Source organism: Endozoicomonas acroporae, from assembly GCF_002864045.1.
GTDB lineage: Bacteria > Pseudomonadota > Gammaproteobacteria > Pseudomonadales > Endozoicomonadaceae > Endozoicomonas > Endozoicomonas acroporae.
Genome location: NZ_PJPV01000226.1, coordinates 1 through 22,583 on the forward strand (window position 1 = coordinate 1; position 22,583 = coordinate 22,583).

The following is a 22,583-nucleotide window of genomic DNA, read 5'->3' on the forward strand; positions in this document are numbered from 1 at the left end:
TGTCGGTCAGCATGCTCCCTTCGGTAATCGCTCCCGCAACCTTCTCCGCCGTGACCTCGGGCAGGTCGTTGGTGCCTGTGATGGTGACGGTCACGTCCTGCGGAACCTTGCCACCGTTGCCATCATCCACCGTGACGGTGAAGACGGCTTTAATGGTTTCTCCCTGGCCCAGGAAGTCCAGCTCGGCCTCGGTGATGCGGTAATCCCAGCCGACGCTACCGTTGTTGGTGTTATCCGCCGTGTTGGTAATGCTGAACGCCGCCTCGATGGCCGCCTTCTGGTCATCGGTCAGGGCCACGGACGAGGTGATGCTTTTGGTGGCCTCGCTGGCCTGGGGACGATCCGTCAGGTCCACATCGGTAAAGGTGAGCGATCCGCTGTCGGTCAGCATGCTCCCTTCGGTAATCGCTCCCGCAACCTCATCCGCCGTGACTTTGGGCAGGTCGTTGGTGCCTGTTATTTGAACTCTGATCTCAGCAGAGTCAAAACCTCCTCTCCCATCACTAACAGTGTATGTGAAAATTTCCACACCGAGCTCATCAGTACCTAACGCATTTGCTCTTTCCTGGTCTGCTGTATAGCTGTAGCTTCCATCAGCATTAATGATTAACGACCCATAGGCACCAATCAGAGGCTGACCAATTACCCCATCGACACCACCAGCGCTAATACCGGTTACGAACAAAATGTCGCCATCAGAGTCAATATCATTGGAATTAATTACACCGTTCAGACGATTAACCGATAGCGATCCACCTTCACTCAGAGACCTAATATCATCTACGGCTTGTGGGGCATCATTTTCATCAAGGCTCAATAACTCATTGGCAGTAAAATCTGTACTACCTTCTATCGCTGCTTCAGGCTCAGAAGTATCAAAACCCGCCTCCGGATCCACCTGAATACCGCTGAGATCGAGAATAGTCTGGCTGCCAAAACCTGAATTAACCTGACTATCCGACTGGCCTGTTGCGGGTAGAGGAGTATCCGGGACTGGCGGAAGTTCAAACTGTTCCGCTTCTATTTCTATTTCTGCATCGTCTGGCAGGAAATTCTGATAGAAGGCGGTAAAGCTGAATTCATCATTATTGCTTAGTTCAAGCACCTGGCCATCAAACAGGTCGATATGAATAAACCCGTCGGCTCCGGTTATGACTGTTTCGTTTGGGTAGACGACATCACCAGCCTGAAGTACACGACGATTTCCATCAGGGGTAATGGCCTCGACCTTGCCAATGGCAAAGTGAATGGATCCGGCAGATTTGCTGGCAGTAGCTTCCTGAATAGTGTCCACGACTGGCTCCTTTTTATTGTTCCCGGGCAACTCCGGCCCTGTGTCAGTTGTTATTATCAGATCAAAATTTTTATCGTTCGCTGAAGGCCAGCTGTCTGGCTCTCAACACCGGCTTTAACAGGTACTCAAGGAGTGTTTTCTTGCCGGTTAAAATATCTACTGAGGCAACCATCCCGACGATAACGGGGCGGCTGTTATCACCTTCATTGCCCAGGTGGCTCTTGTCGGTTTTGATTCTCGCCAGATAAAAGCTTTCGCCCTGTTCATCCGTGATGGTGTCGGCACTGATATGCGTCAGTTCTCCATCAAGACCGCCGTGGATAGTAAAGTCATAGGCGGTAAAGCGAACCGTGGCTTTCTGGCCCGGGTGCAGAAATGCAATATCCTGTGGCCGGATTCTGGCTTCGACCTCAAGAGTGTCGTCTACGGGGATAAGCTCCATCATTACCATACCTGGCTGGACAACACCGCCTTCGGTGTTGACAAGAATCTGCTTTACCACGCCTTTCATTGGTGCCTTGACCCGGGTACGTTCAACCTGGTCACTGACGGCGGTTTCTTTTGCGCTGAGTTCATGCAGTTGGGCAAGGGTTTCGTTTAACTCTACTCGCGCTTTATTGACGAAGTTCAGCCGTGCCTCATTAATTCGTTGTTGTGTCTCTTCCTGCTGTGCAGCGATCCGCTCCAGATTTTTCTCGGCAATGATTTTTTCACCCCGGGTATCACTGACCTGTCGTTCAAGACGGAGCACTTCGACTCTGGACACTGCGCCTTCTGCAGATAGATCACGGGCAAGCTGGAGTTCTTCATCCAGCAACGCAAAGCGGCGTGCCAGCATCTCTCGCTGAGCTTTTGTCTCAAGTGTCTGTTTCTTCTGCTGGGTCAGCTGTTGCTGATAAACACCAATACTACTGCTCAGTTCCAGCTGACGATGATGAAAGAGTTCCTTCTCCCGGTCGGCAAGCACCGGCACGTTTGCTGTCAGCAACTCAGGCATGACCGGCTCTCCGCCTTCCACTTCTGCCAGCAAACGAGCCCTTCTGGCCATCAATGCATGACGATTGGCCAGCTGGCCCTGGCGGGTAGAGGTGAACCGTGTGTCGTCCATCACCATCAGCACCTGCCCCTGCTCCACCAGTTCGCCTTCAGAAACCAGAATATCATCAACAATACCCCCCTCCATATTCTGGACATTCTGCACCTGGCTGGAAGGAATCACTTTGCCTTCTCCACGGGTAATTTCATCCAGCTCACACCAGCCTGCCCAGAGGAGAAAAGTCAGAAGACAGAGGGCAACTGTCATGATCAGTGGGCGGCTTCCCCTGGTGATTTTATTGATTTCCGCCTCGCTGGCAGCATGCCAGCCAGAGCCTTGATGGTTGGCGAGGTCACTCATTTCAAGTCACAACCTCCTCTGCGGTCTTCGGTGCAGAGTGTTGAGCCTTGTTCGCCCCCCTTAACACATCATTGGTACTGCCACTGACACTGATTTTTCCCTGATCAAGCACCACAATATGGTCCATCGCATCCAGCAGATTCATTTTGTGTGTCACCAGTATGACGGTGGTCTCTTTCAGTTCCAGAAGTAGCTGGCGAAAACGCGCCTCCGCCTGTGAGTCCATGGCACTGGAAGGTTCATCCATAATAATGGCCAGCGGGTTTGTCACCAGGGCCCGTGCCAGGCCAACAGCCTGAGCCTGACCACCGGACAGATGCCGCCCGCCCTCACCCACCATAAAATCCAGGCCTGCACTGCCCGCCTGGATTATGTCCTGCAAACCGGACTGCTCCAGTGCTCGCACAATATCGCTGTCGCTGATCCCTTCACGGTGCATGGTGATGTTGTCACGCAATGACGCGTTAAACAGTTCTGTGCGTTGCCCAACATAGCCTACGTGACGGCGGAACCAGTTCGGATCAATCTGACGAAGATCCACACCATCGACACCAATCAACCCTTTGCCAGGCTCCCGGAGCCCCATCAGCAGTTGCAGGAAAGTGCTTTTTCCAGAACCCATCCGCCCGAGAACGGCCAGCCTGGTTCCTGCCGGAATCTGCAGATTTATATCACTCAACAGGTCAGGAGCATTCGGGTAGGCAAACGACATATTCTTGATATAAAAATGCCCCTGAAACCTATCAGGCCGGAGCAGTTTGCGCTCCTCTGGATACTCCTGGGGAAGGTTCATGATTTGCCCGGTATGATCCAGTGCCTGCACTGTTTTTTCATACTGGTTCAATAAACCAATCACCTGTGAGACAGGGGCAGCACAACGACCGGAAATCATCATGATGGCGATTAACCCGCCCATGGAAAGATCACCCACACTGATGAGATAAACACCGGATATAACCAGTGCAACGGTGTTCAGCTGAAGCATTAATGTGGTGACCTGGCCGGTAATGGTCTGCAGATGACGTATTTTAAGCGAGGCATCAGCAACCTCCCGGTTCATTTGGCTCCACTGCTTCTGATTCTGGCTTTCAACATTACAGCTCTTCACCGAAATCAGCCCGAGTAACAGCTCCATTAAAAAGTTCTGCCGCTGGGCTGAAGCCCCCTGTTGCCGGGCAATAACAGACTGAAGAGGCCTGTTCAGCAGCCAGGCCACGGTCAGGGCAATACCAATGCAAACAACCGGAATGATTACCAGCCAGCCACCCAGCCAGACCACCAGCCCAAGAAACAGCACAACAAACGGCAAATCGATGAACGCCATAACCGTTGTCGAGGTAATAAAAGAGCGAACGCTGTCAAACTCGGCCAGCTGATTCATAAGATTGCCCGCACTGCCGGGGCGACTGGATAGCTTCAGCCCTAACAGGCGATCCATCAGGCGGGAAGACAGGGTAAGATCAACCTGTCGCCCAGCCAGATCAATATAGCGGGATCGGATCAGCCGAATAACGGCCTCAAAAAAGAACGCAAGGACAACGCCGGTTGCCAGCATCCACAGAGTTTCAAATGCCTGGTTAGGAACAACCCTGTCGTATACATTCATAACAAACAGAGGGGATACCAGGGCAAAGAGATTAACCAGAAGACTGGCCAGCAGCACATCTCTGTAGACACGCCAATAAGGTGCAAGGGCATGCCAGAACCATGGGTAGAGAGAAGCCTGCTTATTGTTATAAGTGGTTTCTTTGTTGGTTGTATGCACTTTAATTCTTGTCGTTAGTTGAAACGTGGCTACTGCTGGATGACGGGTAATCTACGGCTCTGGGCACGGCAAATTATCCGTTGCACGAAAAAATCCTGTTTTGGCATCATCAGCGGATCAAAGCAACCTTAGCCAATCCGTAAAAAATGTGAATTCGTGCACATTTTTTAACATTTTATAAGTATTATTACCACCCGAACTCACTTAACCCGGGAAAGTCAGCCGATTGAGATCAGCAGAATTTTTTGCGGAAGGAATAATAAAAACTTATGGATGATAAGCAAAAGACAGGCAGTAATACTTTTATGACGGATGCGGCCAGAACTCCATGATCAGCTCGGAGGCTTGTTCTTCTTCAATCGGGCCAACAACATCGATGGTCGGGTGGCAGCATTTAAAAATCTCCTGACAATCTATATCAATAGACTGTCCTGATATTTGCTGGAGTGTTTTGCCACTGCAACCAAATACGACTTTAGAGATGCCTGCCCAGTAAATAGCGCCAGAACACATGGCACAGGGCTCAGAATTTGTGAACAGTGTGCACTGCTCTAGTTCATGCTGAGAGAGTATCTGGTGAGCCCTGGAAATCAGATTCATCACTGAATGCCGGGTCACATCATTATCGGCAATGGACGTGTTTCCCGCTTCTATGACTACACGTCCTTCCTGGGCAAGCAGTGCTGAAAATGGCAGCTGGCCATGATCAGCACTTTGCCTTGCCAGTTCTATGCTGTGTAACAGCAAAGATGAATACTCATTCATAAAACATGACTCATGTTTAACAGCGACTTTAAATCAGCAGTGTAGACTGTATAAAACTGTCGTGCAGTTTAATTTTCATGCATTCACGCCTGCTCACATGAGTTTGTAGATTTTATACTGATCAATCAGACTGGAAAGAGAATTATGTTCCCAATATTCATTACCAATATGGAGCTTTGCCGACTCACATCCAAAATCATCTATAAACGTAATGATCGTTTTCTCTTTTCCCTCTACCACTTCAACCCTGGCGTCAGCTGAACCGTCTAAAGACATTCCAGGATGAAAACCAATTCCACCACCTTGTTTGGTTCCGATAATATCGATATTGACCTGCAATAACTTTTTAAAATCCAAACAACCGATAACAGAACGTTCAATAAAACCTTCGAATTTCAGAGGTACAGAAGGGTGATGTAATTTCTCCAGATTAGCCACCCAGTCGTCCTGCCCCGAATTGACGGACGATTTTTGAGGATCATGCGTTTGAATCTCAAAGTTTGCAAGACTGGAATGCTCTTCAGGGCCAACGGGGTTTTGGCTTGAAGGCTGGGGCCGACTTTCTTCATGAACAGAAACATCGCGACCGGCTAATGAGGCTGCTCTTTCCTTTTTATGATCCAATCTGGCAGTTGTATTGCCGAAATCAACACTATCTTTGGATTGGCCAACATTAATAACTGTGTCCATTGATAAACTCCTTTTCGTTACTCTCTCTGATATAATTCTATGAAATTAGAGGTTTTTTTGGTTTTAATTTTCTACTGGCGTATTCAATTTAATTATGAATAACTAAGTTTTTTTGATTTTGGACAAGCAAATTAACTGATAGTTCAATTTATATCCTGATCCCTTTTCCTTTCATTCATTCCGTTGTCAGGTTAGCGGCCCACTTAGATAGTTAACCCAATAAAACATATTTTCTGACCGCATGATCAGTCACTCCCGGCAACTGCTCCTGCGCTCGCTCCTGCATCCATGCAGTCGTGCGGCGTTAGAACTCTGTGGGAGGCTGACCGAGAATAGACTGCCCTACTACTTAAAGATCTTCAGCCCACGGCATTTCTGGTAGAGCATCCAGGTTAGTGTTATACCGCTGTTCATTGAACGCCGTCTGATGATTGAGCACATCCAGCAGCTCAACACACAGGACGCAGGCGATGTACTGAATGGCTTCTTCCCGCTCAACGCCTTCCAGCATCAGCCTCATCAGGGTCTCCTTTACCCTTGGTGGGTTATTTTCTGCCAGCTGGTTTTCAACTATTTCGATGATGGCCTCACCACTCATCAAATCGTCACTATCGATCATTACCATACACCCTGGAATTTTATAGAAAGCCTGCATTCTATCGAGAGTGGCATTTGAATGCTCACTATAGATAGAAAAAGAATAATGTCGTTTACTGGTCTACGTAGAAAAGGGCAGCTTATCGCCCCATTATTCTTCCACAAAATAGACTTGCACCGTCTTCGAATAAAGAGTACCAATGTCGGACAAAATTTTGGCAAGCAGGAGGAAGCCTGTGTACAAAGTTTACGGAGATGCCCAGTCCGGCAACTGCTACAAGATCAAGCTGCTGATGAGCCACCTGGATATTGACTGTGAGTGGGAGCACACCAATATTCTGGGTGGCGGAACGCATACCGATGAGTTTCTGGCTATGAACCCCAATGGCAAGATTCCGGTCATGGCATTACCCGACGGGAATTACCTGTGGGAGTCCAATGCCATTCTGAACTATCTGGCCGACGGCACTGACTATCTCCCTTCAGACACTTTTCTCAGGGCAAAAGTTCTCCAATGGCAGTTTTTTGAGCAATACAGTCACGAGCCTTATATTGCAACGGCCAGGTTTATCGTGAAATTCCTTGGCAGACCGAAAAAGCATGAGGCCGCTCTGCAGGCCAAGAAAGCCAGTGGCTACAAGGCACTACAGGTAATGGAAACGCACCTGGAGCATCATGACTGGCTGGTTGGTGACCAGATGACCATCGCTGATATCAGCCTGTATGGCTACACGCATATTGCACCGGAGGGCGGGTATGGTCTGACCGATTTTCCTTTTATCATGGCCTGGCTTAAACGGGTCAGGGAACATCCAAAGCATGTGAAAATGGGGTAACCCACCAAAGCATGTATAAAGGTAACGGATACTGCTAGACTCCCCGCTCAGCACTTTTTACCTAACGCTGAGGTTAACAATGGGGTTTCTTGATCGGGTTCAGGCTGCCATGGAGAAAAACAACACACTGTTGTGCGTTGGCCTTGACCCTTCACCTGAGCGCTTTCCTGCCGCTATTCAGGCGATGGATAAGCCCATCTTTGCATTCAATAAAGCCATTATTGATGCAACCGCCGACCTGGTCTGCTGTTATAAGCCCCAGGCGGCCTATTATCATGCCCATGGTGCTGAAGATCAGCTGGCCATGACCATTGATTACATTCGTACTCAATATCCAACTATCCCGGTCATTCTCGACTCCAAGCGTGGCGATATTGGCAGCACAGCCAGCCAGTACGCCATTGAAGCCTTTGAGCGTTATCAGGCCGATGCGGTTACCGTAAACCCCTATATGGGGATTGATACCATAGAGCCATTCTCAAGCTATGCCGATAAGGGAACGGTGGTTCTGTGCCGCACCTCAAACCCCGGTGCCGCAGCTATTCAGAACCTGTCGGTCCGCCAGGCCAATGGCGAGTCGGCCATGCTGTATGAAGTGATTGCCCGGATGTGTCAGGAGCAGTGGAATAAGCATAACAATATCCTGCTGGTTGTTGGTGCCACAAACCCAACGGAGCTAAAGCGTATTCGGGACATTACCGGAGATATGACGTTCCTGGTGCCGGGCCTTGGCGCTCAGGGTGGCGATGTGGCAGCAACCGTTAAAAATGGCCTGAACAGCAAAGGCCAGGGAATTATTGTGAACTCATCCCGTGGCATTATTTATGCCAGTGGTGGCGATGACTTTGCAGAAGCCGCAAGGAACGCAGCGATGGAATTACGGGATCAGGTAAACCTCTATAGATAGCCCATGCTGATGGCTATTAATGAGAGTCGTTAATAGCCATCGGTAATTTAGCAAAAATTATTCTCACGTCGACATGAACACCACGATCAGATTGGTGTCTCTTTCATGGGTAACTTCTTTAAATTTGCCTAACAAGGTTGTTCTATGGACCGATCGTCACCAATACCCTTCACTGTTGACCACTCAACCAGTTTTCCTGATCACCGACCGTCAACAGATAACCAATCAGAAGTACAAGCACTGAACAGGAGTTTGCGAAGAGAAGAGCCGGAAAAAATACTCCCGGATGGTCAGACCAGGGGAGATCATGATCCATCAAAACCTTTAGCGTCTTTGCGAGCCTCCCGGCATTCAGATCCGGAAGTTTCAGTCCGTCAGAAACCATCGACAACACATCCTGCTGCTGATGATTCAGTGGAAAGAGTCAAAGACAAAACATTATTTTTTGAAGGGAAAATAGCAGAACATCAGATCCAGACATGTCAACCCAGGCCGTATAGTTCCCCTCTCTTATCAAATCAACACTGTCAACCGGCAAAAGTCCGTGCCGAAAGTCAGAGCATGCAAGACCTTCGTTATTATAGTGATCGCTTTTGTGCACCATGGGAGCAAGAGTTCAGGGCCATTGGCCAAAACCCCACAGCATCAGCGACCACACAGCAGCCAACAGAACCATCTGCAAAACCTCCCGAAAAGGTGAAACAAGAGTTACAAAGCTTGATTGATGATCTTCATGAATATCTTGTGCAATTGGGTGCCAGGCCGGAGGGTGAGTGATCAGGATATAAATCTGTGCCCTGTTTTATTTTTTCAAGCCAGATGCAAAAGACCCGGTTACCACGCTTTACGCAGGAACCGGGTCCGGGATAGAAAACAACCTGCTTATTGTTGTGGTTTCACGCGGATGCGCTCCAGCCATTGCAGATAAATGCCGGTGGCCAGGTTTTCATCCTCGGTCATAATCACGGGTTTGTTGCTGACTGCGGTATTGGTGGCAATAACCACGTCACCGGTTGCAGCCAGACGGTCTAAGATCAGATCAGAGTCTCCAACCGGGAAGTCAATGGTCAGCACCCCGCCGCTAATGCTCCAATTCATGGCATTGTCAGTATCACCGTCCATTACTACCGTTCCATTACCAAAAGCAAATTCAACGATCATTGGATCAGCGTCATCGGTGGTACTGTCATCGTCAACGTAATACCAGGTTTTACCGGTCAACTGCGCCGTGGTCCAGCCTGCATTGGTGAAATCAGCTTTTGACCAGGCAATCAGATCACCGGAATCAATGGGAACAGCAAAGGCATTCTCTTGAGAGACATAAAGGAACTGATCGGTTTCTGCTCCATCATTATCAATAGTAGTCAGCCGGTCACCATCCACAGAGTATGGAAAGCAAACATCAGGTCCGCTATCAGCCTTCTGGCAGGCTTGGCCCTGATAGAGAGAAGCCTCAAGAACACCTTCGTCACCAAACTCCACTTCGTTCAGACTCGCTATAAAGCGGTAGTCAGTGGCAGAGCTGCCGATGAGAAAGCTGTTCAGGCCACTGGCCGTTACTTCTGGCAGATAGTTCTGCTGGATGTTGAAGTACAGACTGCTCATCTCCGCTTCGAGGGCATCATTGGCATAGGCAATCACGCCAAGAATCTGGTCTTCCTGGGTTGAGCCTAAAATATCAAAATCGACGATACAGCTGTCTGCATCCTCAACAAAGTATTCCGTGTCAACACTCAACGGATCAGCGAAGTCACTTCTTGCAATAGCAAAGCTGCGGAACAGGTTTTCCACCCGCTCTTCACAGGTGCCGCTGGTAGGCAGGCCATCAAAATACAGATCGATATCAAGATCTCCATTATCAGACCCAGGCAAGCCCAGAGTCACGGAAACCTCGCCTAATTCATAGCTGTTACCATTTTTCCGGTAGTACTGGAAATCACCATTTTCTTCCGGCATGGCGCTGGTCAGCTGGATTCTGGCTTCTGCGTTGGCCTTGTTTTCAAACCAGGTCAGTGCTTCGGTTCCTTCACCAGTTTCAGAGTACTGTACCAATGTACCGTTACCAGCGGATGCAAAACTGTCACTGAGCAATGAAAGCTCCGCTGTTGACTGATCATCAGACCAGGTTATCTTTATCTTGCCAGACTCAACGGTGTAATTCCCGGCTCCAGTTGGCTTATCCGTACACGTCGTGCGATTGGCAGCGGTGCGAGTATTCAGGTAGACAATGCCACCGGAAAATTCCAGCGTGTCACACCATACACGAGTGTAGTCGTTTCCACTATCGGCATCATCATCATCGGAACCTCGCTCAATCTGGTACCAGACTGTGTCTTCCAGCGGGTGTGAGCCTATACCTTCTAGAATGGTCAAATTGAACTCGGCTGCAATAGTATCAACATGTACGCCATCACCAGCATTGACCACAAAGGACAATGGGTTATTTACAGTGTTGACTGTAGGGGTGCCGCTGAATATCAGCTGATCATTGTCGTAGGTAATGTCCAGTCCGGCAATATTGTCATTGACAGTAATGGTCAATGTATCTCCGTCTGCATCGGTAAAGAGCCCATCAATAGAGATGGTTTGATTAACCTCGATACCTTGTTTCAGCCCAAGGTCGTTGATCACAGACTGGATAGAATTTTTTTCATCATCATCTACCATGGGCGGCGTATTGGGTGCGATAACGTTCAGAGCAAAAACGGCAGGATAGGAGCGAACGCCTTTGACATCCCGGGCATAAACATAGATTTTGTAAGTGCCTGCGGCAGGCGGTGTTCCAGTAATAGAGCCAGAGTTTGCGTCAATTACCAGGGTAGAATTTGACTCCGATTCGATCTCCAATTCGTATGTCAAGGCATCGTTATCATCATCTTCGAACCAGTTTGCTACTGATAAAGGGGGGAATGCATCACCCAGATTAATATTCTGGGCTGCGCTGCTCGCATTCCCGGTTACGGTTGGAAGACTGTTTGGCGTTGAAGTCACCCTACCATCATTAGCGACTGAAACAGCCGGTTTGAAATCGTCAATATCGGTAGAGTCGATGGCGTCCTGCGCATCTTCCGACACCTCTTTAACAATCGCCAGCTTCTCTGTTAGTGTCAGGTCGGAATCTTTGGCATCTTCCTCATACAGAATCTCAGCAATAATATTGATTGCCTTCCCTTTATCATCGCCGCTCTTCTTTGCTGCAACAAAATCCCCAAATACATCCTCAGCGGTGACGCCAGTCAAACCAACAAGCTCTTCAATTACTTTATTTTTAGCTTCATCTACCGTTAAAGAATCATCCTCTTCCAGTTGCTCTACCACCAGATCGGTCAACGGGCTGACAATGGTCTCACCAGCGGGTGCTTTTAATTCGAGAGTACGTTCAACAGGGCCCTGGTCTTCATCAATTGTTTTACCGGCTATGGCTTTAATACAAATGGTATTATCCTGATACTCGATGGGAATATTCACGAGACCGCCATCACCGGTTTCCAGTCCCAGATCCAGTTCACAACCATCATTAAGGTTGTCATTAGCATCTACCCACACATCGGCATTTTTCAAATACCCATCCATCGCGGTAATACTGAATGTACTGCCACCGGATCCTGTGCCTGAAGAGCTGCCGCCCCCACCACAACCGGTTAATACCAGGGCCGATGCCACTGCCGTTGCCAGCGCAGCAAGATTCCTTTTTATTGTTAACAAGTCCGTTATCCTGATGGTTATTTCGTTATTATTTATTTGCCACTACATTCTCTTTTTATATGACGAATGTCGTCAAGCGTGTTCTGCAACTTTCACAAGCCCGGCAGTGATAATAAAGTATTTATTGAAGGGTTCTGAATCATTCAATCTGCCTCAGGACGAACGGAGTTTGGTGGCTCCAAAATGTGGAAATGATTCAAGACTATTCCTAAGCAGCTTCATGCTGCCTGCTTTTCTGCACTTTTTTCCTGGCCCTGGGTTTAACCATGGGTTCAACCTTTCTTTGCTTCTCATACAGGAATTTCAATACTTCGGAACGCAGTCGTGTATATTCCAGATCCTGTGCCAGCTCCAACCGGCCTCGGGGTCTTTCCAGGTTGATCTCGAGAATCTCGCCCACCGTTGCAGCGGGGCCATTGCTCATCATCACAATACGATCGGATAACAGAACCGCTTCGTCGACATCATGGGTGATCATGATGACCGTGTTATTCAGCTCCTGCTGGATTTCCATCAGAGAGTCCTGCATGTGGGCGCGGGTCAGGGCATCCAGGGCACCAAAGGGTTCGTCCATCAACAGGATTTCCGGCTGCATGGCCAGTGCCCTGGCAATACCCACCCGCTGTTTCATGCCGCCACTGATCTCATCCGGACGCTTATGCATGGCATGATCCATATGCACCAGCTGAAGGTTATGCTCAATCCACTCTTTGATCTCTGCCCTGGTTTTTGTACGACCAAACACCTGTTTCACCGCCAGCTCAACATTTTGGTAAGCGGTCAGCCAGGGCAGCAGTGAGTGGTTCTGAAAAACCACCGCCCGATCCGGGCCAGGCTCAGACACCTCCCGGCCATTTAAAATCACACCACCACTGCTGGCCTGCAGAAGCCCGGCGACAATATTCAATACGGTTGATTTACCGCAGCCTGAATGACCAATCAGTGAGACAAACTCCCCTTTGGCGATTTTCAGGTCAACTCCTTTGAGTGCGGTAAAAGGGCCTTTCGGTGTATCAAACACCATATCGATATGACTGATATCCAGCAGTGTGCTCATGAGCAGGGCTCCCTTTATTAATGAGTGGCTTTGCTTTTATCCCAGGAGGCAAAACGCTGGATGGCCAGCATGGCACGATCAAGGCCAAAGCCAATCACACCAATGACGATCACGGCAACCATAATGCGTGCCAGCGAATTTGAGCTGCCATTTTGAAACTCATCCCAGACAAATTTGCCCAGCCCGGGGTTTTGAGCCAGCATTTCTGCCGCAATCAGCACCATCCAGGCAACTCCGAGGGAGAGTCGCATGCCGGTAAAAATCATCGGTACCGATGCGGGCAGGACAATTTTCTGAACGTGTTTCAGGGCAGGCAGTCGCAATACACGACTGACGTTTATCAAGTCACGGTCCAGGGAAGAGACACCCACCGACGTGTTAATCACCATGGGCCACAGACAGCAGAGCATCACGGTGATCATCGAATTTAAAAAAGACTTGGCTACCAGAGGATCAGGGCTGATGTAGAGTGCACTGACAACCATGGTCACCAGCGGCAACCAGGCCAGGGGTGAAACCGGTTTGAATATCTGAATGATCGGGTTCACCGCGGCATTCAGGGTTTTATTAAGACCGATGGCGATACCCAGGGGTATGGCAACCAGGGCTGCCAGCAGAAAACCGCTCATCACGGTGACCAGGCTGGTAACGATCTGATCAAGAAAGGTTTCCTTGCCGGTATAGGCCCGGATTTTTGGCACATAGTCAGGATCTTTGGCGACACGGGCAGCATTGCGTTTTTCCTGCCGCTGATAGAAGGCTTCTGCCTTTTCCCGTTCGGTGACATGCTCCTGGTAGAGGGAGCCAAACTGCTCCCACACCGCCACTGGCCCGGGAAATTTACCCAGTGAGGTATCAATATTCCGTGCAGCGCCAGACCAGATCAGCAGAAAGACGACGATGCCAATGATGGGCATCAGTACCGTGCTGAACACTTTACCGGGATTCACCGTAATGCCCGGCCCGGCAAGAAAAGACAACGGTGATGACTTGCTCTCATTGACTGACTGACTGACAACCGAGGCATCCGTCATAATCCACTCTCCTTCTCTTCCCTTAAAAAAGGTAACAGGATCAAATCCTGTCACCCTGCTTCAGACCGATGTTGAACTGGTTGATGTAGTCGTTTGGCTTTTTGCCGTTGTAGACCAGGTTGTCGATGAAGTGTGTCTGTGGATCACGGAAGCCATCTTCTGACTCGAAGTCCGGAAAGTCCTGCAACTTAACCAGAGCTTCATCCACCAGCGACAGTGCCGCTTTTTCATAGATGTCCGGACGATAGACTTTGGCTGCCAGCTCTTTGTACCACTCATCGCTCTTGTCTTCTGCAATCTGCCCCCAGCGGCGCATTTGGGTGAGATACCAGATCGCATCGGAGTAGTAGGGGTAAGTGGCGTTGTGGCGGAAGAACACATTGAAATCTTCTACTGGTCGTTTGTCGCCTTTCTCGTACTCAAAGGTGCCGGTCATACTGTTGGCAATGACTTCATAATCAGCGCCCACATAGTTGGATTGTGACAGGATTTTCACCGCTTCAGGCCGGTTGGCATTATCGTTGGCATCCAGCCACTGGGCTGCGCGGATCAGGGCCCGTGTCAGGCGTATGGTGGTATTGGGGTACTTGTTATAAAACTCCTCGGTAATCCCGAACACCTTCTCCGGGTTGTTTTTCCAGATCTCATAATCGGTCACCACCGGCACGCCGATATTCTTGAAGACCGCCTGTTGATTCCAGGGTTCGCCGACACAGTAACCATAGATAGTGCCAGCCTCCATGGTGGATGGCATCTGCGGTGGTGGTGTGACGGAGAGCAAGGCATCGGCATCGATCTGGCCAGAGGTATCCCCTTTATGGGGCGCATAAAATCCGGGGTGAATACCACCAGCGGCCAGCCAGTAGCGAAGTTCATAATTGTGGGTAGAGACGGGAAAAACCATCCCCATATTAAACGGCTTGCCTTCAGACTGGAATTTCTCAACCACCGGTTTCAGGGCATCCGCCTTGATCGGGTGCTGAGGTCGGCCATCGGCCATTTTGGGGATATTGGGTTTCATCTGGGCCCAGATCTCATTGGACACCGTAATCCCGTTACCATTCAGGTCCATCGAGAATGGTGTAATGATATTGGCCTTGGTACCAAAGCCCATGGTGGCCGCCAGAGGCTGTCCAGCCAGCATGTGGGCACCATCCAGACGCCCGTCAATCACGCCATCAAGCAGCACCTTCCAGTTTGCCTGGGCTTCGATGGTGACGTAGAGCCCTTCATCTTCAAAAAAGCCCTTCTCGTAAGCAATGGCAATGGGTGCCATATCGGTCAGCTTGATAAAGCCAATGGTCAGTTCTTCCTTTTCCGGATAGCCAAGCTCAAAGTCTGCCTTGGCGCTGGCTTGCCCGGTGAAAGCACTCACCCCCATGACGGCACTGATGGCAGCAACCTTACCTAACCTGGCAGCCTGCTGAACCGATGCCTTCTTAAAAGGCTTGAACCACTTCATTATTCCCCTCCCCTGGATAACTGATCTCTGTGCCTTGAACTGTGATCACCGTAATCAGGCATCACTCTTTTCCGGTATCAGTCAACGCACAGAGATCGACTGCCGGTGGTTGAGCAGAAAACATGCCAAATGCCAGAAAACCTGATAACCAGCTGAATTTATTAGTGTTAGCTTATTCTGGCGGACAAATACCCTGCCTATTTAAGCCCGTAAGAAAACTTCAGAGATAGCAACAACGGTGCAGCTACATCAGCGGCACCCCAGAGCTTGCACTAATCTGGAACATCGCCACCGCATGCCCCGGTTACAAACCTCTTACATTTGAGTACTGGTTTTGCCAGAGCGGAGTTGCTATAACGTTTTCCAGTTATGGAACCGAAATATGGATCAGGAAACTATGTCCAGTCTGGCAAACCTCCTTGAAAACAATAACCAATGGTCCAAGTCCATTCGTGAAGAAAAGCCCGGCTTTTTTGAACAACTCTCTGAGCAGCAGGCCCCCAAGTATCTCTGGATCGGGTGTGCGGACAGCCGGGTCCCTGCCAACGAAATCGTCGGCCTCCTTCCGGGCGAACTGTTTGTGCACCGAAACGTGGCCAATGTGGTGGTTCATACCGACCTGAACTGTCTGTCAGTCCTCCAATATGCTGTGGACTACCTGAAGGTAGAGCACATTATTGTGACGGGGCATTACGGCTGTGGCGGTGTGCGCGAAGCCATGAACAACTCCAAACTGGGGCTGATCGATAACTGGCTCAGGCATGTGCAGGACGTTAAGAAAAAGCACACTGAGCTGCTAGAGAATGCTGGCAGTGATGATGAGCAGTTTCAGAGAATGTGTGAACTGAACGTTCTGGAACAGGTGCTGAACGTCTGTCAGACAACCATCGTTCAGGATGCCTGGGATCGCGGCCAGAAACTGACCGTAAACAGCTGGGTTTATGGTTTGAAAGATGGCCTGGTCAGGGATCTCGGCCTGAGCGTTGGTTCCAATGAAGACATCGATGTGCAGTACCCGGCAGCGATTGAGAGCATCGCCAGTAAGCTGGAAGGGTGATTGCCCTTAACATCTGATGGCATTAGACGAGGGCGGGTCGCAAGGTGCATTGTGGTCCGCATTCATCTGGTCATATAAAAAGCTTGCTGGCTCCTGAAATTTGCCAATCTTCCAACCTGCATGATGATGGTATTATCAATCCCATCACACCATCGCCTCTGCCTCTTGATTATCCCTATCCTGCATCGGCCCCCCTGCTTCAACAGCTCGACTATACACGTCATCGTCATAGTAATATCCGGTATTTTTATCCACTACAGCGCCATGGTTAAAAACACCACTGCGAATATATGGGGAGCAAGCAGCGGCAATGATGCCTATACCCGCGCCGACGGACACATCAATAACATCATGTTTGGCCGCCAGAACCCTTAATGCCCCAGCCAGGGCTCCAAAACCCATGGCACCTGCAAAGGCAATAACCCGCTTCCCGGCCGGTGAAGAAAGCGGCTGGTTTGAGAAGACTGCCATTTTTGACAGCAAGCGCTTGAAGGCCGGGGAAGACATCGCCGCAGTATCTATAACATTAAGAACAACCTGCGACCAGGCAATAGCCGAAACTGACGCATGCCCCGAGGGCATGGCCTTGAAATCATCCGGGTCCATGCACAGATTTCCATGGATATAGTCAGGATTCAGGACATAGGGACGTTCTCTATCAATTTTCATTTTCAAATAATCAATAATACCGACGACACTTGCCACCAAGACCACGGATTTCACCACTTCACTGGCCTCTGTACGGAGCATTTTTTTCGCCAGCTCCTTGACATTATTTTCCATACGACCCGGTTCCGGCACCTGCTCACTTGACTGTTTACCGGCATAGAGCCGTGCTACGAATCTGGCAATGTGGCTGGCAACCACCGTCGCACAGCCACCATACAATACAACATCACTTGCCACATCGGCCCACTCCACTTCCGGCTCAGGAAAACCCAGGTGAGGATTCGCCGACAGTGTTCCATTTCGTAAGCCTGAAGGCCCCCATTCACAACCGTTAGCGGTGGGCAGGCTATTGATGATCAGCAAGGAATAAACAACAGGTACCGCAGACATCAGGCGAGTCATGAGGCGATTGCCTCCTTCCTGTGCCTGTCGGAGCCAGAGTTGGTCATCCGCCCCGGCCCGTTGCAATATAGACGTGACCCCGGATCTGAGGACAGCACCAAATCCTCTGGACTGTTTGGCATCATCAGGCTTGTGGATGGACGGGTCAAAAGTGTTTTCTGAAACGTCACGACAGGCTTGCAATGGTGTTGTTGAGACAATATTCATAAGCAAAGATCTAACTTTATCTGCCTACTCGTTAGTCTCGGATTGCCATCACAAAGTTCCTTGCCTGAAGCGAAAAGACTCAACCAGGATTTTTCAGCAACGGTTACGCTTTGAGACGAGCTCTATGAATTCATATAGCACCAAAACACTATAATAAATTATGATATCCATTAACTAAAAAAAGCAGGGCAAACCGATGAGCAACTCTGATAAATACCCCGTACTCATGCGCCTGATGCACTGGACTGTCGGTCTTCTTATTTTGGGCATCATTGGTGCTGGCTGGTATATGGTCGGCCTGGAAGACAACGTCAGCTATAAATACGACATTTACCACTTACATAAATCCTTCGGTGTTCTGGTGATCTTCCTGTTATTCGCCCGTCTGGTGATTCGCTGGGCCAGCAAGATTCCGAAACTGCCAGACAGCATGCCGACTTATCAGAAAAAACTGGGGACACTGGTGCACTGGCTCCTCTACCTCTTTATGTTCCTGGTACCGGTGAGTGGCTACCTGATGTCTGACGCTGCCGGTCGTAAGGTGCCGCTGTTCAACCTGGTCATGCCCAGCTTCCTGGAAAAGAATCCTGAGCTGGCGGGCCGACTCCACGATATCCACGTCATTATTCCCTATGTTCTGCTGGGCATTGTGGTACTGCACATTCTGGCCACCATTAAACATCGTTACTTCGATAAGCCTGAGCATGATGTTCTGCATCGGATGCTTTAAAAGCTCCCCGGGTCAGCTCCGGTTAAGGTGCTGATCCGGGAAAACAGAAAATACGATTTCATTTGGTTAACTACTTATAATCACGCCTTCTGAAACTATCGACTCTGATATTGGTCTAAACGGTTTTAACGTGTCTAAAATTGAGGAGGATATTTTGGATACCAATGCAAAACCGCTCTTATCTGCCCCCACTCACGAAAATAGATATCTCTCTACCAGTGATGCCAATAGTGGTGCAGGCAGTGCTGCCAACAGTGGTGCAGGTCTGGAAGAGCGACTGGCAAGCATTACGACATCCTGTCATCAAGCCGAGAGGGATGAATCTCGCCAGCGTACTTTACTCCAAAGAGCTTCATATCCCGTTGAATGCCCACCTAAATTACCTGCAAACACTCAGTTACAGTTAATGACCTTAATTGGGGAATATCCTGATAAGGATGGGGATGTTCTTTTACATATGGCAGCGGTGCATGAAAAACTGCCAGTGGCTCAATTATGGAAAAATGCCTTGCCCCAACATTTTAACAGTGATTTAAATCAACAAAATCATTTAGGACAAACACCATTACATGTTGCGATCCATAATAATGACCTTCCGATGATCAATTTTTTACTTGAAAATGGTGCCTCTGTCTTTATACATGAGGGAAATGGTAGAACAGCCATTCATTTTGCTTGCGAGTACGGGAAGATAGAAACGCTTAACCTGCTACTTCAACTCATCAAACAGGGAAACCAGAGCTTGCCAGCCGCTCTCAATGCAGAAACATGGAATGGGGGGTTAAATAGTCTTCTTTTTTTTGTAAGCCAACATAACCCTGTCAAGGAAGATCAGTTCCCGGTTGTTGATTTACTGATTAAATGTGGTGCAAATCCCAATCATCAGGACAAATGTTCCGGAAAAACGCTCATTCATTACCTTGCTGACCAAAATAATGTTGCACTTTATCAATACCTGCAAACCAACTACGGCTCAACAATAGACTGGAATGCTGCTCGATATGACGGAGGCCGGGTATCCTTGCAGGACGGCATCTTTGTGTTTGAAAAAGAGGAGCTTTAGAACACGTTCAGATCAGGAAAAGGCATAGAAGCCACCTCGCTCATAAGAGATGACTTCTTTACTGATTTACTTTCCTTCGCCGTTTTCGCGCTGCCCGGTCAGGAATTACGCTTTTGCCACTGGGCACCACGCCCTCTGCCTACTGGTTCCAGCAAGCCTTCAACGCGCATCTGCTGAACCACCTTTTTGACCAGTTCCCGACTGACCGTGGGGATTTGCAGGCAGATATCCGCAATGGAAAAAGCATGGCTGGTCTGCTCAATGGCCATCCTTACCAACTGCGATTTGGGCGCACGACTGCCCTGCCACTGCAGAGTATGAATTTTATCTTCCAGCTCATCGTAAGCACGAATCAGGGTATTCAGGAAAAAATCGATCCATGGCATCGGATTGTGCTGCCCTTCATGCCAGCCTTTTACACTCAACTGTAACGCCCTTGTATAGGCCTGTTCATGCTTCACCAGAATCCGCTCAAGGCTAATCAGCTGGGCCACCTGATATCCGTTAAGCGCCAGCATCATCGCCATGATCAACCAGGCGATACGGGCATTGCCATCGCTGAAAGGATGAATACAGAGAAAATCCAACACCACGATTGGTATCAGCAGCAGAGGCTCAACCTGGTGCTGAAGTCCTTCATGGTAATAGGCAACCAGCTCGTCCATGGCCCCGGCAATGGCCCTGGCAGGCATGGTTCGATATAAAACACCGATTCTTTGCCCCTTGCTGTCCCGCTCAACAATCTCTTTATTGGTAACCCGCCAGCGTCCGCCTTCGTGAGGCACATGGGCATATAACATGGCATGCAGCTGGCGGATAAGGCTAACCGACAGGGTCATGTGTTCGCCCGGCTCAACCACAATCTCCAGGCCATCACGGTAGCCGGCAACCTGCCTTTCAACCGGTGCAGTCGGACGGTATTCCCGGTGCACCAGCTTACGAACCAGCTCTCTTGAAGCGACAATGCCATCCAACCGGCTGCTGTATTCCACAGACTCCAGTACCGCAACCTGACGGAGCGTATCCATAACCTCCGGCTGCTGACGAATAGTGACCAGCTGGCGGCCTCTGAACTCTCCCAGTTGCCTGAACAGGCCCAGCTGATAACTGCTGAAGGCATAACCGGATAAATGCTGCAGTGTTTTCATACAATACGACTAAAAATATAATAGGTATTTATCGGGTACAATGCTGAGAAACAAACCGCAGCTTTAATTATTACCCATTAAATTAAGAAATTTAAGAAAAACTCATAAATAGGATATTTATTGGATAATATTTAATCAAACTCGTAAAAACACCTATCCATCAGCAGGACTGAGGTTAGACAAACACTTCAAGGGGAAATTTAAGGAAAGAGAAAGGTCGCTCGCAAAACCAACCCGATGACTTTGCGAGATCGATGGATTAAAACTGACAGACTTGCACACACATCAAATTGCACACCATGGCGTCCGGATCATTTCGACAGGACGATGCACAAGGGCTGAATTCACCACCCAGCTGTGTACAGGTTTCTTCTGCCATGAACTCACACTCCTGGTGCTCTTCCAGCCAGCGGCTCCCTTCCGTAGCGATGCAAGCCAGAACATTCTCAGGTCCGGTTGCGGTGATCTGGGCAGGAATAGAGCGGGTCATGCGAACATCCTTCAGGACACCTGCCTGGCTCAACGCCATCACCTGCTGCATAACAGGATCCGGGGTCATGGTGGAACCGGTAAACTGACGGGTTACGGCTGCTTCCGGCTTTTCTGCATTAACCTGCTGTGACTCCTGGGTGGATGCACAACCAGCCAGAAAAATTGCCAGCGACACCAGCATTCCAGACATGATGTTTTTCATGGGTATACCTCAATTCGCTCAAAAGGGCATTTATACCGTGGGATTTGGCATTGTCCAGCCAAATCGCTGCAGAAGTTGATCAAAAACACTATCCATCGGCGCATAAAAAGTGATGGGCTTATCGGTAACCGGGTGGTTCATTGCCATGACAGAACAATGCAGCAGTAATCGGTTCGCAGCAAAGTTCTCGGCAAAATACCGATTATGGTTTCCCTTGCCGTGTTTTGCATCACCAATAACAGGATGGGCAATATGCTTCAAATGCCGACGAATCTGGTGCTTGCGACCGGTTTTGGGCTTTGCCTCCATCAGCGAATAGCGGCTGCATGGGTATCGATCAATGGCTATTGGCAGCTCAACCGTCGCCAGCCGATGATATTCGGTGACCGCTTCCTGGGCAGGTTTATCCTGACGTGCCTTGCGATCGGCTATTTTATCCAGTTTTTCCTTCAACGGGTGGTCAATCACACCGGACTGGGGCACATAGCCCCTGACAATGGCATGATAGATTTTACTGATCCGGCCTTCCTGAAACTGCTCACCTGCCCGTTTGGCAACTTCGGACGACAGGGCAAACACAAGCACTCCAGACGTTGGTTTATCCAGCCGGTGCAGGGGAAACACAGGTTGACCGATCTGATCCCTCAATAGCTGAATGGCAAAGCGGGTTTCATGACGATCAATCATGGAGCGGTGCACCAGCAAGCCGGAGGGTTTGTTGATAGCCACCAGCCATTGATCCTGATAGATAATATCAAGTTGTTCCGCAGGCGCTTCGATCATGCCTTTTGTCCGACAAAAAAAGTCCACAAGAATAACTGATAAATCAGAACAGTGCTGGAAAAGTGACAGTTAAAAAAAAGCGATTATTTGCCGCTTATGGTCATTAACTGTCCCGACACTCTTTCACTTTTCTGTTCTTTGGTCGCTATACATCTTCACTATTGCTTAACCCCTTAATAAGTAGCTGGCCATATGGAATCACATATTTCTGGCTACTTGGGCAGGTGCTATGCGAGGCACAACGGAGGGAGCATAGCCGTAGCTATGTGACCGGAGTTGTAACGAAGCACGACTGCATGGATGCAGGAGCTAGAGCAACGCA

At 49.3% G+C, this 22,583-nt stretch carries 20 protein-coding genes; 6 read left to right on the forward strand and 14 right to left on the reverse strand.

Annotated elements, in window-relative coordinates; translation table 11 throughout:
- The 6 genes from CX664_RS24375 to CX664_RS24400 form a co-directional block, all read right to left on the reverse strand.
- On the reverse strand, window positions 1-1,294 hold a 1,294-nt coding region (locus tag CX664_RS24375; RefSeq protein ID WP_180966620.1), incomplete at its 3' end, for a VCBS domain-containing protein.
- Window positions 1,295-1,364: 70 nt separating this feature from the next.
- Window positions 1,365-2,690, reverse strand: coding sequence for an HlyD family type I secretion periplasmic adaptor subunit (locus tag CX664_RS24380; protein WP_101749208.1), 1,326 nt, complete (start codon window positions 2,688-2,690; stop codon window positions 1,365-1,367).
- A gap of 1 nt (window position 2,691) precedes the next feature.
- Window positions 2,692-4,455, reverse strand: coding sequence for a type I secretion system permease/ATPase (locus CX664_RS24385; protein ID WP_180966621.1), 1,764 nt, complete (start codon window positions 4,453-4,455; stop codon window positions 2,692-2,694).
- 303 nt (window positions 4,456-4,758) lie between these two features.
- On the reverse strand, window positions 4,759-5,220 hold the full coding sequence (locus tag CX664_RS24390; RefSeq protein WP_101749210.1) for a nucleoside deaminase: 462 nt from the start codon (window positions 5,218-5,220) through the stop codon (window positions 4,759-4,761).
- Window positions 5,221-5,313: 93 nt separating this feature from the next.
- The gene (locus CX664_RS24395; protein ID WP_101749211.1) at window positions 5,314-5,910 is read right to left on the reverse strand and encodes a hypothetical protein; all 597 of its coding nucleotides are present in this window, start codon (window positions 5,908-5,910) and stop codon (window positions 5,314-5,316) included.
- A gap of 349 nt (window positions 5,911-6,259) precedes the next feature.
- Window positions 6,260-6,529: a hypothetical protein gene (locus tag CX664_RS24400; RefSeq protein ID WP_219622294.1), complete on the reverse strand. Its 270-nt coding sequence runs from the start codon at window positions 6,527-6,529 to the stop codon at window positions 6,260-6,262.
- 214 nt (window positions 6,530-6,743) lie between these two features.
- On the opposite strand from CX664_RS24400, the gene CX664_RS24405 reads away from it, so the two are divergent.
- The 3 genes from CX664_RS24405 (at window position 6,744) to CX664_RS26015 (ending at window position 9,027) form a co-directional block, all read left to right on the forward strand.
- Window positions 6,744-7,343, forward strand: coding sequence for a glutathione S-transferase family protein (locus CX664_RS24405; protein WP_101749212.1), 600 nt, complete (start codon window positions 6,744-6,746; stop codon window positions 7,341-7,343).
- A gap of 79 nt (window positions 7,344-7,422) precedes the next feature.
- Entirely contained in the window at window positions 7,423-8,250 is an 828-nt protein-coding gene (pyrF, locus tag CX664_RS24410) for an orotidine-5'-phosphate decarboxylase (protein WP_101749213.1), read from the forward strand.
- Window positions 8,251-8,394: 144 nt separating this feature from the next.
- A complete protein-coding gene (locus tag CX664_RS26015) occupies window positions 8,395-9,027 on the forward strand; it encodes a hypothetical protein (RefSeq protein ID WP_146000309.1) in 633 nt (210 codons plus the stop codon).
- A 105-nt stretch (window positions 9,028-9,132) separates the two neighbouring features.
- On the opposite strand, the gene CX664_RS24425 is transcribed toward CX664_RS26015, so the two are convergent.
- The 4 genes from CX664_RS24425 to CX664_RS24440 form a co-directional block, all read right to left on the reverse strand.
- Entirely contained in the window at window positions 9,133-11,955 is a 2,823-nt protein-coding gene (locus tag CX664_RS24425; RefSeq protein ID WP_101749216.1) for a putative Ig domain-containing protein, read from the reverse strand.
- 208 nt (window positions 11,956-12,163) lie between these two features.
- Complete coding sequence (locus tag CX664_RS24430) at window positions 12,164-13,012, reverse strand: ABC transporter ATP-binding protein (protein ID WP_101749217.1); 849 nt, start codon at window positions 13,010-13,012, stop codon at window positions 12,164-12,166.
- A gap of 17 nt (window positions 13,013-13,029) precedes the next feature.
- Window positions 13,030-14,046: an ABC transporter permease gene (locus tag CX664_RS24435; RefSeq protein ID WP_101749218.1), complete on the reverse strand. Its 1,017-nt coding sequence runs from the start codon at window positions 14,044-14,046 to the stop codon at window positions 13,030-13,032.
- 40 nt (window positions 14,047-14,086) lie between these two features.
- A complete protein-coding gene (locus tag CX664_RS24440; protein ID WP_241698171.1) occupies window positions 14,087-15,427 on the reverse strand; it encodes a CmpA/NrtA family ABC transporter substrate-binding protein in 1,341 nt (446 codons plus the stop codon).
- A 463-nt stretch (window positions 15,428-15,890) separates the two neighbouring features.
- Between CX664_RS24440 and can the strand changes: the two genes are divergently transcribed.
- Window positions 15,891-16,565 (forward strand): carbonate dehydratase, encoded by a 675-nt coding sequence (can, locus tag CX664_RS24445; RefSeq protein ID WP_101749220.1) that lies wholly within the window; start codon window positions 15,891-15,893, stop codon window positions 16,563-16,565.
- A gap of 144 nt (window positions 16,566-16,709) precedes the next feature.
- On the opposite strand, the gene CX664_RS24450 is transcribed toward can, so the two are convergent.
- Entirely contained in the window at window positions 16,710-17,843 is a 1,134-nt protein-coding gene (locus CX664_RS24450) for a phosphatase PAP2 family protein (protein WP_101749221.1), read from the reverse strand.
- A gap of 196 nt (window positions 17,844-18,039) precedes the next feature.
- On the opposite strand from CX664_RS24450, the gene CX664_RS24455 reads away from it, so the two are divergent.
- Both CX664_RS24455 and CX664_RS24460 read left to right on the forward strand, forming a co-directional pair.
- The gene (locus tag CX664_RS24455) at window positions 18,040-18,573 is read left to right on the forward strand and encodes a cytochrome b (RefSeq protein ID WP_101749222.1); all 534 of its coding nucleotides are present in this window, start codon (window positions 18,040-18,042) and stop codon (window positions 18,571-18,573) included.
- 154 nt (window positions 18,574-18,727) lie between these two features.
- Window positions 18,728-19,636, forward strand: coding sequence for an ankyrin repeat domain-containing protein (locus CX664_RS24460; protein WP_146000310.1), 909 nt, complete (start codon window positions 18,728-18,730; stop codon window positions 19,634-19,636).
- Window positions 19,637-19,734: 98 nt separating this feature from the next.
- Here CX664_RS24460 and CX664_RS24465 read toward each other — a convergent pair whose 3' ends face one another.
- The 3 genes from CX664_RS24465 to truC all read right to left on the reverse strand — a co-directional run bounded on the left by CX664_RS24465 (window position 19,735) and on the right by truC (window position 22,261).
- Window positions 19,735-20,784 (reverse strand): Fic family protein, encoded by a 1,050-nt coding sequence (locus CX664_RS24465; RefSeq protein WP_101749224.1) that lies wholly within the window; start codon window positions 20,782-20,784, stop codon window positions 19,735-19,737.
- A 259-nt stretch (window positions 20,785-21,043) separates the two neighbouring features.
- The gene (locus CX664_RS24470) at window positions 21,044-21,478 is read right to left on the reverse strand and encodes a hypothetical protein (protein ID WP_101749225.1); all 435 of its coding nucleotides are present in this window, start codon (window positions 21,476-21,478) and stop codon (window positions 21,044-21,046) included.
- A 30-nt stretch (window positions 21,479-21,508) separates the two neighbouring features.
- The gene (truC, locus tag CX664_RS24475; protein ID WP_101749226.1) at window positions 21,509-22,261 is read right to left on the reverse strand and encodes a tRNA pseudouridine(65) synthase TruC; all 753 of its coding nucleotides are present in this window, start codon (window positions 22,259-22,261) and stop codon (window positions 21,509-21,511) included.
- Between the last annotated feature and the right edge of the window lie 322 nt (window positions 22,262-22,583).

What these genes read in the sequence shown, in the direction of transcription:
- CX664_RS24380 (WP_101749208.1), bottom strand. Translation starts at nt 2,690, where the DNA reads ATGAGTGACCTCGCCAACCATCAAGGCTCTGGCTGGCATGCTGCCAGC.
- CX664_RS24390 (WP_101749210.1), bottom strand. Translation starts at nt 5,220, where the DNA reads ATGAATGAGTATTCATCTTTGCTGTTACACAGCATAGAACTGGCAAGG.
- CX664_RS24395 (WP_101749211.1), bottom strand. Translation starts at nt 5,910, where the DNA reads ATGGACACAGTTATTAATGTTGGCCAATCCAAAGATAGTGTTGATTTC.
- CX664_RS24400 (WP_219622294.1), bottom strand. Translation starts at nt 6,529, where the DNA reads ATGATCGATAGTGACGATTTGATGAGTGGTGAGGCCATCATCGAAATA.
- pyrF (WP_101749213.1), top strand. Translation starts at nt 7,423, where the DNA reads ATGGGGTTTCTTGATCGGGTTCAGGCTGCCATGGAGAAAAACAACACA.
- CX664_RS26015 (WP_146000309.1), top strand. Translation starts at nt 8,395, where the DNA reads ATGGACCGATCGTCACCAATACCCTTCACTGTTGACCACTCAACCAGT.
- CX664_RS24430 (WP_101749217.1), bottom strand. Translation starts at nt 13,012, where the DNA reads ATGAGCACACTGCTGGATATCAGTCATATCGATATGGTGTTTGATACA.
- CX664_RS24435 (WP_101749218.1), bottom strand. Translation starts at nt 14,046, where the DNA reads ATGACGGATGCCTCGGTTGTCAGTCAGTCAGTCAATGAGAGCAAGTCA.
- CX664_RS24440 (WP_241698171.1), bottom strand. Translation starts at nt 15,427, where the DNA reads ATGGGGGTGAGTGCTTTCACCGGGCAAGCCAGCGCCAAGGCAGACTTT.
- can (WP_101749220.1), top strand. Translation starts at nt 15,891, where the DNA reads ATGGATCAGGAAACTATGTCCAGTCTGGCAAACCTCCTTGAAAACAAT.
- CX664_RS24450 (WP_101749221.1), bottom strand. Translation starts at nt 17,843, where the DNA reads ATGAATATTGTCTCAACAACACCATTGCAAGCCTGTCGTGACGTTTCA.
- CX664_RS24455 (WP_101749222.1), top strand. Translation starts at nt 18,040, where the DNA reads ATGAGCAACTCTGATAAATACCCCGTACTCATGCGCCTGATGCACTGG.
- CX664_RS24465 (WP_101749224.1), bottom strand. Translation starts at nt 20,784, where the DNA reads ATGAAAACACTGCAGCATTTATCCGGTTATGCCTTCAGCAGTTATCAG.
- CX664_RS24470 (WP_101749225.1), bottom strand. Translation starts at nt 21,478, where the DNA reads ATGAAAAACATCATGTCTGGAATGCTGGTGTCGCTGGCAATTTTTCTG.
- truC (WP_101749226.1), bottom strand. Translation starts at nt 22,261, where the DNA reads ATGATCGAAGCGCCTGCGGAACAACTTGATATTATCTATCAGGATCAA.